Origin of the sequence: Streptosporangium sp. NPDC006930 (assembly GCF_040635605.1) — a bacterium.
In the GTDB taxonomy this organism is placed as follows: Bacteria; Actinomycetota; Actinomycetes; order Streptosporangiales; family Streptosporangiaceae; genus Streptosporangium.
Genome location: NZ_JBEYID010000035.1, coordinates 1 through 12,729, shown reverse-complemented (window position 1 = coordinate 12,729; position 12,729 = coordinate 1). Strand labels below are relative to the sequence as shown.

The 12,729-nt window shown below is 69.7% G+C and carries 9 protein-coding genes; 6 read left to right on the top strand and 3 right to left on the bottom strand.

The genetic code is table 11. From position 1 onward, the window contains the following. Positions 1 to 82: 82 nt before the first annotated feature. The gene (locus tag ABZ664_RS37230; protein ID WP_362521526.1) at positions 83 to 742 is read right to left on the bottom strand and encodes a VC0807 family protein; all 660 of its coding nucleotides are present in this window, start codon (positions 740 to 742) and stop codon (positions 83 to 85) included. Positions 743 to 1,034: 292 nt separating this feature from the next. On the opposite strand from ABZ664_RS37230, the gene ABZ664_RS37225 reads away from it, so the two are divergent. From ABZ664_RS37225 to ABZ664_RS37200, 6 genes are all read left to right on the top strand, one after another. Next, the gene (locus ABZ664_RS37225) at positions 1,035 to 1,382 is read left to right on the top strand and encodes a luciferase family protein (protein ID WP_362521523.1); all 348 of its coding nucleotides are present in this window, start codon (positions 1,035 to 1,037) and stop codon (positions 1,380 to 1,382) included. Positions 1,383 to 2,227: 845 nt separating this feature from the next. Continuing rightward, a complete protein-coding gene (locus tag ABZ664_RS37220) occupies positions 2,228 to 4,069 on the top strand; it encodes a cellulose binding domain-containing protein (RefSeq protein WP_362521520.1) in 1,842 nt (613 codons plus the stop codon). 117 nt (positions 4,070 to 4,186) lie between these two features. Beyond that, the gene (locus ABZ664_RS37215) at positions 4,187 to 5,746 is read left to right on the top strand and encodes a cellulose binding domain-containing protein (RefSeq protein WP_362521517.1); all 1,560 of its coding nucleotides are present in this window, start codon (positions 4,187 to 4,189) and stop codon (positions 5,744 to 5,746) included. A 219-nt stretch (positions 5,747 to 5,965) separates the two neighbouring features. Continuing rightward, positions 5,966 to 7,993: a glycosyl hydrolase family 18 protein gene (locus ABZ664_RS37210; RefSeq protein WP_362521514.1), complete on the top strand. Its 2,028-nt coding sequence runs from the start codon at positions 5,966 to 5,968 to the stop codon at positions 7,991 to 7,993. Between the two features lie 210 nt (positions 7,994 to 8,203). Next, a complete protein-coding gene (locus tag ABZ664_RS37205) occupies positions 8,204 to 9,595 on the top strand; it encodes a hypothetical protein (protein ID WP_362521511.1) in 1,392 nt (463 codons plus the stop codon). 118 nt (positions 9,596 to 9,713) lie between these two features. Then, positions 9,714 to 10,553: a PhzF family phenazine biosynthesis isomerase gene (locus ABZ664_RS37200; RefSeq protein WP_362521508.1), complete on the top strand. Its 840-nt coding sequence runs from the start codon at positions 9,714 to 9,716 to the stop codon at positions 10,551 to 10,553. A 54-nt stretch (positions 10,554 to 10,607) separates the two neighbouring features. On the opposite strand, the gene ABZ664_RS37195 is transcribed toward ABZ664_RS37200, so the two are convergent. Both ABZ664_RS37195 and ABZ664_RS37190 read right to left on the bottom strand, forming a co-directional pair. Continuing rightward, on the bottom strand, positions 10,608 to 11,330 hold the full coding sequence (locus ABZ664_RS37195) for a DUF6597 domain-containing transcriptional factor (protein ID WP_362521505.1): 723 nt from the start codon (positions 11,328 to 11,330) through the stop codon (positions 10,608 to 10,610). A gap of 4 nt (positions 11,331 to 11,334) precedes the next feature. Next, positions 11,335 to 12,441 carry an AI-2E family transporter gene (locus ABZ664_RS37190; protein ID WP_362521502.1) on the bottom strand — a complete coding sequence of 369 codons (1,107 nt, stop codon included), beginning with the start codon at positions 12,439 to 12,441 and terminating at the stop codon, positions 11,335 to 11,337. Positions 12,442 to 12,729: the final 288 nt, after the last annotated feature.

Below are 12,729 nucleotides of genomic sequence, written 5' to 3'. Positions count from 1 at the left end.
CACCGGGTGACCGGCGCGGCGACGGCCGCGCGGGGCGGGAGCCCGAGCGGTCAGGTGGCCGGGACGGGCGGGAGCCGGAGCGCTAGGCGGGCGGGGCGGCGATGGCCGGGGTGGCGACGGGTTCGTAGTGCAGGCGGCTCAGCATCCGGCGGAAGGCGTACAGGGAGAAGGCCACCGCCAGGCCGCTGATCACGGCCACGGCGGTGGTGCGGACCAGCAGGTAGGTGCCGATCGACTCGTGCAGCAGGAGCCAGATGCTCACCGCGGAGTTGGCGAGCAGCACGAAGGCCCACAGCAGGGTGATGCGGGCGAAGAAGCGGCGGACCCGCTCGTGTCTCAGCACCGCGGAGGGCAGATGGATGTAGTCAAGGGTGAGCCTCTGCACCAGCGGGCGGTTGAGGCGCACCGAGGCGAGGAAGACCACGCTGATGCAGATCGTCCCGAGTTCCGGCTGGAGGAAGTAGATCACCGCGCTCCCGGTCCAGAACCCCAGCAGCGCTCGCACGGTGATCGCGATGGTGGCGAGGATCATCGTCCCCGGCACGGGGACCCGCCGGACCAGCCGCCACCCCACCCCCGCGTACACCCAGGCGACCGCCGCGATCAGCGCGCCCTTGAGGCCGAGGAGGGCGAGGGCGGCGTAGAAGACGGCGAGGGGGGCGACGACGCCCTCCAGCAGTCTCGGCGCGGCCTGCCTGGCGAGAGCGGCGAGACGGGGGAGGACGATGGGCTGGTGGCTCATTGACGCTCCACGGGCTGGTGCGGTGGCAGACGCTGGACGCTCACGCCTACCCCGGCGTGACACGAACATGTCAGCAGTCGCAGGGGGTGCTGGAGAGGGCTACCTCCGGTGGTCACCGGGCACTCACCGTACCTGACCTCGGCCCGTGCCTTCGCGAAAACAAGTCAATAACACTGCAATAACGGTTGAGACCGGTGAGGATCATTACGATTCGCCAAAAGGATCACTGTGCCGGTAACGGTTAAGAAACGGTAGCTTTCCCGATCGTGTCCGGTCCGCGACGATGAGAGACATGGCAGTGCTGCGCACGCACGCGTCCCGCCGTTCCACCGAGGGTGTCGAGAATGTGGCCGCCCAGCTCCTCCGCTGGCCGGACCTCGCGCTGAGGCGCACCAGAAAAGGGCTGGGGTTCCAGGCCGGCGGCCGGGAGATCGTCAGGATGTCCGGCGACCATACGGCGGAGCTGCTCCTCACCAAACCCGTGATCGACCGATGGGCGCGGGTGCTCACCGACTGTCGCCGGGTCACCCCCGGAGCCGACGACGGGTGGGTGGCCATGTCCATCGAGGGCCGGGCCGACGCCGAGCTGTTCCTCTCGCTCGTCAGCGTCGCGATCAAGGCGAACCAGGGCTCGCGATAGCCGACCCGGGGCCGCTCCTCTCGCTCGTCGGCGTCGCGACCACGGTGAATCAGGGCTCGTGACAGCCGACCTCGGGTCGCTCCTTTCGCTCGTCGGCGTCGCCATCGCGAACCGGAGTCCGCGATGGCCGACCTCGCACCGAAGTCGACGAACGGCGCGCCCGCGCTCGTCCGCGGCCGGCGCCATCCTCTCCCGGGTTTCCCGGACGGCGTGAGCGGCCGACGTTTTTTGGGCCTTGTGTCAGGGGTCTGTCAAGGCTACGATCACGACAACTCTTAGGAAACTTTCCTAAAAGAAGTGCCGACTGGGGGTGCCCATGGCTCGCGCGTCCCCTCTCGCCGACCCCTAGCTGCGACAACCGACGGCGGCAGCCGTCGCCACCGAAGGTCCGACCGTCCGGACGCCTCACCCCCCAGGTTCCACGTCCATCGGAGCGATCATGCGGCGCACCTTTTCCCCGCCCGTCCTGACTGCGGCTGCAAGCCCTCGCCGAGGCCTGCCCACGCCCGGCGTCACGGCCGCCCCCCTCCTCGCCGTCACGGCCATCGCCACGCCCGCCATCGATACGGGCGTCCCCACGGCGCTCATCGGCGCCGCCGTCGCCCGCCCCGAGGACTCAGGCCGGCGCCCGCGAGCCACGGCCGAACACCGCCGCCCGGGAGCCACGAGCCGGTGACGCTCCGCCGATCCCGGCGGTCCCCGGCGCCCCGCGCCGATCAACGGAACGGTCTCCGCCCCTCGGGCGAGACCGAGCCCACCCCGCCGTACGGCTCGCGCCACATCCGCGCATCCCCCCTCGCGCGGCGCGGGCCGTACGGTCACCCCACGGAATGCATGAGGTCAACGTGAAACCACACGCCATCGCTCGTTCCCTCGTCGCACTGGCGGCCCTCCTCCTGGCGATGACGGTCGCGCTACCCGCCCAGGCCGCCTCGGTCACCGCCGTCTTCACCAAGACCTCGGACTGGGGTACCGGTTTCGAGGGCAAGTACACGATCACGAATGGTGGGACGACGGCGATCAACGGTTGGTCGGTCGCCTTCGATCTGCCCTCGGGGGCGAACGTCGGGTCTTTCTGGGACGCGGCGATGAGTCGTAGCGGGCAGCGTTTCACCTTCACCAATGTCGGCTGGAACGCGACCATCGCTCCGGGGGCGACGGCGAGTTTCGGTTTCAACGGCAGTCCGGGTGGGGTGAGCCCGTCGAACTGCACGCTCAACGGCGCGGCCTGCGGTGGCGGCAGCGTCCCGGGAACCCCGGGCACACCTGGGACCCCGTCGGTGACGGGGGCGACGAACTCTTCGATCTCGTTGTCGTGGGGTGCCTCCAGCGGCACCGTCACGGGCTACCGGGTGTATGAGGGTGGTGCGCAGCGGGCGCAGGTGAGTGGTACGAGTGCCACGGTCGGTTCGCTGGGGACGTGCACCTCGCACACGTACACGGTCAGGGCGTACAACGCCCAGGGCGAGTCGGCCGCGAGCGGCGCGGTGAGCGCCACCACCACCGGCTGCACCGGCGGCGTCCCCGGCAAGCCGGGCGCGGTGGCCGCGACAGGCGGCGCGAACAGCGTGTCGCTCTCGTGGGGCGCGTCCTCGGGAACGGTGACCGGCTACCGGGTGTACGAGGGGTCGACGGTGCGGGCGACCGTGACCGGGACGAGCACGACGGTGTCCGGGCTGGGGGTGTGCGAGGCGCACACCTACACGGTGGCGGCGTACAACTCCGCGGGCGAGGGCCCCAGGAGCGACCCGGCGAGCGCGACCACGACCGGCTGCACCGGCGGCGGCCCGCTGCCCAAGCACTTCCTCACCGGCTACTGGCACAACTTCGACAACCCGGCCGTCGAACTGCGGCTCTCCGCGGTGCCCAACGAGTACGACCTGGTCGCGGTCTCCTTCGGAGAGGCCACCGCCACCCCCGGTGAGGTCGTCTTCGCCGTGGACCCGGGCCTGTCCGCCTCCCTCGGCGGCTACACCGACGCCCAGTTCAGGGCCGACGTGCAGACCCTCCACTCCCGTGGCAAGAAGGTCATCCTCTCGGTCGGCGGCGAGGCGGGCCGCGTGCAGGTGGCGAGCGCCGCCGCGGCGACCAAGTTCGCCGACACCGTCTACGCCCTGATGCAGAGTTACGGCTTCGACGGCGTCGACATCGACCTGGAGAACGGGCTCAACTCCACCTACATGGGCCAGGCGCTCCGGTCGCTGCGGGCGAAGGCGGGCGCGAACCTGATCATCACGATGGCGCCGCAGACCATCGACATGCAGTCCACCGGCGCCGAGTACTTCAAGCTGGCGCTGAACATCAAGGACATCCTCACCGTCGTCCACACCCAGTTCTACAACTCGGGCTCCATGCTCGGCTGCGACCAGATGGCCGCCTACTCGCAGGGCTCGGTCAACTTCATGACCGCGCTCGCCTGCATCCAGCTGGAGAACGGACTGCGTCCCGACCAGGTGGCGCTCGGACTGCCTGCGGGACCCGGCGCGGCGGGCGGCGGGATCGTCGCCCCCGCCCTGGTGAACCAGGCCCTCACCTGCCTCGCCACCAGGACCGGCTGCGGCAGCTTCGTACCGCCGCGCGCCTACCCCGGGATCCGCGGCGCGATGACCTGGTCGATCAACTGGGACGCCAGCAACAACTGGAACTTCTCCAGGACCGTCAAGCCGCACCTCGCGACCCTGCCCTAGCCCCCGCAGCTCACGACCCCGGACCCGCCCGGCACCTCACCGTCCACGACGCGCCCGGGCGGGCCCGGGGCCCCGACCTCGCACCCCCGATCTCCTCCCCCCAACCGAGGAAGTGCCATGAGATTTCGACGAACGCTGACCGCGGTCCTCGCCGCGCTCGGCATGTCAATCGGCCTGTCAACGGTCGCGACCCCCGCGTTCGCGGCACCCACCACCGCCGTCTTCACCAAGACCTCGGACTGGGGTACCGGTTTCGAGGGCAAGTACACGATCACGAATGGTGGTACGACGGCGATCAACGGTTGGTCGGTCGCCTTCGATCTGCCCTCGGGGGCGAACGTCGGGTCTTTCTGGGACGCGGCGATGAGTCGTAGCGGGCAGCGTTTCACCTTCACCAATGTCGGCTGGAACGCGACCATCGCTCCGGGGGCGACGGCGAGTTTCGGTTTCAACGGCAGTCCGGGTGGGGTGAGCCCGTCGAACTGCACGCTCAACGGCGCGGCCTGCGGTGGCGGCAGCGTCCCGGGAACCCCGGGCACACCTGGGACCCCGTCGGTGACGGGGACGACGAACTCTTCGATCTCGTTGTCGTGGGGTGCCTCCAGCGGCACCGTCACGGGCTACCGGGTGTATGAGGGTGGTACGCAGCGGGCGCAGGTGAGTGGTACGAGTGCCACGATCGGTTCGCTGGGGACGTGCACCTCGCACACGTACACGGTCAGGGCGTACAACGCCCAGGGCGAGTCGGCCGCGAGCGGCGCGGTGAGCGCCACCACCACCGGCTGCACCAACCCCGACCCGGGCGGCAAGATGGCCGGAGCCCCCTACCTCTACATGGGCTGGGGCAACCCGCCCAACCCGGTGACCGTCATGAACGCCACCGGCGTGAAGTCCTTCACCATGGCGTTCATCCTGTCCAGCGGCGGCTGCAACCCCGCCTGGGACGGCTCAAGGCCGCTGACCGGCGGCGCCGACCAGGCCGCGATCAACCAGATCAAGGCCGCGGGCGGCAGCGTGCAGATCTCCTTCGGCGGATGGTCGGGCAACAAGCTCGGCCCGAACTGCTCCACCCCGGCCGCCTTCGCCGGAGCGGTGCAGCAGGTGATCAACGCCGTCGGCCCCGCGGTCGTCGACTTCGACATCGAGAACACCGACGAGTTCGAGAACTACACCGTCCAGGACCGCATCCTCAACGGCCTGAAGATCGTCAAGCAGAACAACCCGAACGTCAAGGTCGTCGTCACCTTCGGCACCTCGACCACCGGCCCGACCTCCCACGGCATCCGCCTGATCAACCAGGCCAAGGCGCTCGCCGTGCCGATCGACAACTACACGATCATGCCGTTCGACTTCGGCGCCTCGAACATCTACACCGACACCGTCAACGCCTCGGAAGGCCTGAAGAACGCGCTCAAGGCCGCCAACGGCTGGACCGACGCGCAAGCATACGCCCGCATGGGCATCTCCGGCATGAACGGCCTGTCCGACCAGCAGGAACTGACCACGGTGGCGACCTGGACCCAGATCCGCGACTGGGCCAGGTCCAAGGGCCTGACCCGCTTCGCCTACTGGGCGGTCAACCGCGACCGCCCCTGCCCGGGCGGCGGCGTGACCTCCAACTGCAGCGGGATCGCCCAGGGCGACTGGGACTTCACCCGCGTCACCGCCGGCTTCTGACCCGCGCGGAGCGGGTCCGCCCATGGCGAGAACGTCCGGCGCGGGCCCGCCCAGAGCGGAGAGCGCGCCGGGCGAAGACACCCGGCGCGTGCGGGAAGCGGAAACGCACCGCGCTTCCCATGCTTCCCGCACGACCCGTCCGGCACGGCCCGCACCCCGCCCGGGGGGCGGGCCGTGCCCCACGAACACCCTCCTAAAGATCTTTGCGGGGTAAATCGGATGTACCTCAGGAAACTCGCGGCGATCGCCGTACTGGCGCTGGGCGGTGCGACGCTCGCCGCGTCCCCCGCCCACGCCGCCAACATCGCGGTCAACCCTGGCTTCGAGAGCGGGCTGACCGGCTGGACCTGCACGGCTTCCTCCGGGGCCACGGCGGTGTCCTCGCCGGTTCACAGTGGCACCAGGGCACTGCAGGCCACACCGGCCGGGAACGACACCGCCCGCTGTCAGCAGACGATCAGCGTCAGACCGTCCTCGGCCTACACCCTCTCGGCCTGGGTGAGGGGCGGCTACGTCTTCCTCGGCGCGACCGGCACCGGCGGCACCGACCCCAGCACATGGGCGTCCTCACCGTCGTCCTACGTCCAGCTGTCGACCTCGTTCACCACCGGCGCCTCGACCACCTCGGTCACGATCTACGTCAACGGCTGGTACGGCCAGGGCGTCTACCAGGCCGACGACATCGTCCTCGACGGAGCACCGGGGCAGGGGCAGCCTCCCGCGGCGCCCACCGGGCTCACCGGCACCGGCAACGCCACCACCGCCTCGCTGAGCTGGGGCGCCTCCTCGGGCGCGACCGGCTACAACGTCTACCGCAACGGGACGAAGGTCGGCACCGCCACCGGGACCACCTTCTCCGAGACCCCCGGTGCGGGGACGCACAGCTACCAGGTGAGCGCGACCAACGCCTCGGGTGAGTCCGCGAGATCGGGCGCGATCTCCGTCACGGTCGGCGGAAGCCAGCCACCCCCGTCCGTACCCTCGGGGCTCGCCGCCACCGTCAACGGCACGAGCGTCTCGCTGAGGTGGAACGCCTCCTCGGGCGCGACCGGCTACAACGTCTACCGCAACGGGACGAAGGTCGGCGCACCCACCGCGACCTCCTACACCGACAGCCCCGGTGCGGGGACGCACAGCTACCAGGTGAGCGCGACCAACGCCTCGGGTGAGTCCGCGAGATCCGGCGCGGTCTCCGCGACCGTCACCGGCACACCCCCCGGAACCCTGCCCAAGCGGGTGCTGGTCGGCTACCTGCACGCCTCCTTCGCCAACGGCTCCGGCTACACGCGGATGGCGGACGTGCCCAACGCCTGGGACGTCATCAACCTCTCCTTCGGCGAACCCACCTCGGTGACCTCGGGAGACATCCGCTTCACCCAGTGCCCGGTCGCCGAGTGCCCCAACGTCGAGTCCGAGGCCGAGTTCATCGCCGGGATCCGGGCCAAGCAGGCACTCGGCAAGAAGGTGCTGATCTCGATCGGCGGCCAGAACGGCCAGGTCCAGCTGAGCACCACCGCCGCACGCGACAGGTTCGTCCAGTCGGTGGGCGCCATCATCGACAAATACGGCCTCGACGGGCTGGACATCGACTTCGAGGGCCACTCCCTCTATCTCGACAACGGCGACACCAACCTGTCCGCCCCCACCACCCCGGTCATCGTCAACCTGATCTCCGCGCTCAAGACCCTCAAGGCCAGGTACGGCGCGAGGTTCGTGCTGACCATGGCCCCCGAGACGTTCTTCGTCCAGCTGGGCTACCAGTTCTACGGTCCCGGCCCCAACGGCTCCGCCGACCGGCGGGCCGCCTCGTACCTCCCCGTCATCCACGCGATGCGCAACGACCTGACGCTGCTGCACGTCCAGGACTACAACTCCGGGCCGATCATGGGGCTGGACAACCAGTACCACACCATGGGCGGCCACGACTTCCACGTCGCCATGACCGACATGCTGCTCGCGGGCTTCCCCATCGCGGGCAACCCGAACAACGTCTTCCCCGCCCTACGCCAGGACCAGGTCGCGATCGGCCTGCCCGCCGCCCCGTTCGCGGGTAACGGTTTCACCACGGTCGCCGAGGTCCAGAAGGCATTCGACTGTCTGGCCAAGGGGACGAACTGCGGGACGTACCGGCCCAGAGGGGTCTACCCGAACCTCCGGGGCCTGATGACCTGGTCGATCAACTGGGACAGGTACAACGCCTTCGAGTTCTCCCGCAGCCACCGGGCCTATCTCGACGGCCTGGGCTGATAACCCCTCGCCGCCGGAGGAGACGGACCTCCGGCGGCGAGGTTCCATCCCCGTGTGCCCTGCGGGTTCTCCGGCATGCGCGCCCGCGCCCCGAGACGGTCCCCCTTCGCGACGGCCCTGATCCCGAAGGCCGCAAAACTGGCAGAGTGGTCTCGTTTTGGGAATGCAGGTGGCTGGTTGGTCGCCAGGTCGGGCAGGCTAGGGGCCGTCATGGACTACGCAATTCTCACGGGGTTCGTCCTCGTCACCGGTGTCGTGCTCGCCCTGGTAGCGCAATGGAAAGGCTGGAGACCCTCCCTCCTGGTCGTGCTGGGAGTGGGAATCGCCTTCAGAGTGCTCATCATGGCCACATCGGCGGTGGACACCTGGCAACCGGTCGACTTCATCAACAGCTTCAAGCCCGCCGGCGAGGCGGTCCTGAACCGTGAGGATCCCGTTCTGGGCAGTTCGGGAGGCTGGCACTTCCTGCCGACCATCCCCTACGTCTACGGTCTCCTGCTCTGGCTGGGCATCCCCTGGGAGATCGGCGGGCGCCTGGTCACCGTGGTCGCGGACATCGTGCTGATCCCGCTGGTCGGCAAGCTCGCCGGGGGGCCCAACGCCTCGCTGCGCGCCTTCCAGTACGCCTGCAACCCGCTCGCCATCCTCGTCGCCTCCGTCCACGGCCAGGTAGAGCCGGTCGCCCTGGTCTTCGGCGTCGCCGCCTTCGTCGTCGCCCGAGGTCCCGGCGACCCCCACCGGCCGGGCATGACCACCAACCCGGTCGCGCTGGTGCGGCAGAGCGTCGCCCTCCACGGCCTCGCCGGCGCCGTACGGCACGCCTTCGGCCCGGACGGGGTGCTCCGAGTGGCGCTCACCCCGCGCGAGGGCGACCGGCAGTCCCTGCGCCGGGCCCTGTTCGCGGGACTGCTGATGGGGCTCGCGCTGTGCGCCAAGAGCTGGCCGATCTGGCTCATCCCCGGCCTGCTCCTGCTGCTGCCCACCTTCCGCGCCCGCGCCGTGGCATTCGTGGCCACAGGCATCGCGCCGATCTTCTTCCTCGTCACCCTGCCGATCTTCGCCGGCACCTCGCTGAGCCAGATCCCCGAGGTCATCCGGGTGATCCAGGACATCCGCCCGATCGTCGGCCAGTGGGGCTACAGCGCCATCCTCATGAACGGCGTCAACGACCTCAACCAGGGGATCGCCACCTTCGGCACCCGCCTGATCTACGTCACCATGCTGATCACGGCCTTCCTGTGGCGCCGCGCCGACCCGATCGACCTCACCACGGCGCTGCTGCTCGCCTTCATGGTCACCACCCCCAGGCTCGGCGCGCAGTATCTCCTGTGGTTCATGCCGTTCCTGATCGCCCGCCCCACCCGCTTCGCGTGGCCCGCGATCATCGGAGCCTCACTCTGGGCGGGGTACGGCTACCTCTACATGACCCAGTTCGACTCCGCCACCTGGCGAAGTCTCCACGTCGTCTGGTCGCAGGCGTCCATCGTGCTGCTGCCGATCCTGGCACTCGCCATGCCCTGGGAGCGCCGGGTCTTCCGCGCACCCGCCACCCCCTCCTCCGAGGGGCCACCGCCGTCGACGCCCGTCTCCGCCTCCACCTGAGCCCCCACATCCGCTCAACTCCCATGTCCGCGTCCCCGTCACAGCCGCGTGGCGGGGCACCGGTGGGCCCCGGCGAGCCCTGGCCTGGCTGATAGGTTCCGGTCCTGTGACGAGCACCGTGGAAATACTGCGATACACCGCTTTCACCCACGATCCCGAAGGAGGAAACCCCGCCGGGATCGTCCTCGACGCGGCCGGCCTCTCCGACGCGGAGATGCTGGCCGTCGCCGCCGAGGTCGGATACTCCGAGACGGCTTTCGTGACCGACCGCGACGACGAGCGGCGCGCCTTCAGGGTCCGGTATTTCGCCCCCTCGGCGGAGGTGGCGTTCTGCGGGCACGCCACGATCGCCACCTCGGTGGCGCTCGCCGAACGCCTCGGGATCGGACGCCTGGCCTTCGACACCAAGGCGGGCGAGATCGTCGTCGACACCGAGATCGTCGACGACGCGCTCCGCGCCACGCTCACCAGCGTTCCCACCTACTCCAGGCCCGTCGCGGAGGACGCGCTGGAGGAGGCGCTCGCCGCCCTCGGATGGTCCCGCGACGAACTCGATCCGGCCTTCCCGCCGCACGTCGCGTTCGGCGGCGTCGATCACCTCATGATCGCCGCAGCCTCTCGCGAACGCCTCGCCGACCTCGACTACGACTACGAGCGGCTGAAGGCGGTCATGACCCGCGAAGGCTGGACGACGACGAACCTGTTCTGGCGGGAGGGCGACGAGCGGTTCCACGCCCGCAACCCGTTCCCGGTCGGGGGCGTCGTGGAGGACCCCGCCACCGGGGCCGCGGCCGCCGCGTTCGGCGGCTACCTGCGAGTCCTCGGGACCGGCTCCTCGGAGTTCACGGTCATCCAGGGGGTGGACATGGGACGTCCCAGCACGCTGAAGGTCTCGATCGCCTCCCCGGACGGCCGAAGCCGGGTGAGCGGCGGAGCGGTCGCGATGGAGACCGCCTGACCCCGAACCGCGGGCACGGCGCGCGGGCCGGGGTGACGGCCCGCGCGGACCCGATCAGGTGCTCTCGCCACCGGACCGGCCGAGCAGTCGCTTCAAGGGCACGCCCGCCAGCCGCCGTACCTCGTTCGCCATGTGGGCCTGGTCGGCGTACCCGCTGAGCGCGGCGACCTCGGCCGCCGTGACCCCGCGCCTGGCCAGGCGAAGCGCCCGCTGGAACCTGACCACCCGCTGCAGCACCTTCGGCCCGTAGCCGAAGGCCCGTACGGACCGGCGCAGAAGCTGCCGCTCGCCGAGGCCCAGTTCCCAGGCGACCTCCCGCACGCTCCGCCCGGCCCGCAGCGCCTCGGCGATCGCGGGCGCGGACGGGTCGGGCTCGGGCGTCACGCGCAGCCGTACGGCCAGAGCCCGCTGTACGGCGTCGAAGAGCGGCTCCGGCGGCCGGAGTCCCGCGAGGGGTTTCAGATCGGACAGTTCCGAGAGGGATTCGAGGTCGGACAGCGGCACCCGCAGGTCACGCAGGCTCTCAAGCGGCACACCGAACAACTCGCCCACCGCGCCGGGCCTGAACCGGACTCCGGCGTATCGGTCACCCGGCACCATCCGGACGGGTTTCGGCCCCGTGTCGGGTCCCGCTACCTGCGCTCCCCTTGGGCCCCAGATCAGATCCACGCAGCCGTCGGGCACGACCAGCTGTGTCGCGGCCGAGGACGACTCGTTGACCCACAGGCAGGCCACCCGCCCGGCGAGGCGGGGATCCGGCGTCCACTCGCGATACATGGCCTCAGGGTACGGGCGGCGAGGACTTCACCTCGTCTCCGCCCGGTTTCCTCTCCGGCGCGGGCCGCTCGTCCTCGGGAACCTCCCCGGAGACGAGGGCGGCGGCCCACTGGCCGTCGGGGTCACTGTCGATCAGCAGCGCGCGGGTCAGCAGGCTGAGCGGGATGGCGAGCAGCGCGCCCAGCGGGCCGAGGACGAACGTCCACAGGATGAGCGAGAGGAAGGTGACGGTGGTGGACAGACCGACGGCGTCACCGAGGAACTTCGGCTGGATCAGCGACTGCACCACGAAGTTGATCAGTATGTAGGAGACGATCACGAGGATCATGGTTTTGGGTCCGCCCTCAAGGAGACCGAGCAGAGCGGGCGGGATCAACCCCAGGACGAAGCCGATGTTGGGGATGTAGTTCGTGATCAGCGCCAGCACGCCCCAGAGGAGGGGGAGTGGCACGCCGAGAACCCAGAGCGCGGCCACGTCCAGCGCGGAGCAGATCAGCCCGAACCCCGTCGAGACCAGGAGGTAGCGGCGGGTCTTGTGGGCGAAGTTGTTGAGTGCCCCGATGAGCAGGGGCCTGCGCTCCGCCCCCATGGCGAGGATCCTGGAGAAGGCCTGAGCGTCCAGGCACATGGCGAGGAGCAGGACGATGATGAGGACCAGTCCGGAGAAGACGCCCAGCAGTCCCGAGACGAATCCCTGCGCGAGCGCGAAGATCTTTCCCGGGTCGAAGGAATTGATCGCCTCGTTCATCTGCTGGGTGCCGAAGCCGAGCCTGGCCGCCTGCTCCTGTGCCTCCGCGACGAGCTGGTTGAACTGCTCGTCGTAGGTGGGCGCGAGTGCCGCCATCTGCGCTATCGCCACGGTCAGGATCGCCACCATGCCCAGGAGGACGAGCAGCACGATCACCAGGGGGATCGCCACCAGCGTCCACCCGGGAGCTCCGCGTCCGCGAAGCCAGGTCCTGACCGGGGAGACCGCGAGGACCAGGATCAGAGCGAGCAGTACCGGTCCGACGATCGACCCGATCTCCCTGATGCCCGCCAGGGTGACCACGGCACCCGCGGTGCAGAGGAGTACGACGAGCGCCCTGGGCAACACTCTTTGGTCCGTCATAACGGAGCCTCTACCCAGCAACCGGGAAACACGTCACGGCAGGGCGTGCACTTCGATTTGACGGAGTCCGGCGGCGTACATAGAGTTCACAGGCCCGAGGGGGTCGGCGGAGATCGCCAAAGCCTCGGGACCCTCCTTCTGATCATCTCCCTTCGTCGGGGCGCATGCGTCACGCCGAGATCCGGTTGGACAACGACCGGATGTTGGAGTAAGTTAGAGGGGTTGCCCTGGAAACGGGGTGGTCGCAATCCTAGCGGGTTCGGCGGGTTCGAGTCGATGGTCGGAAAA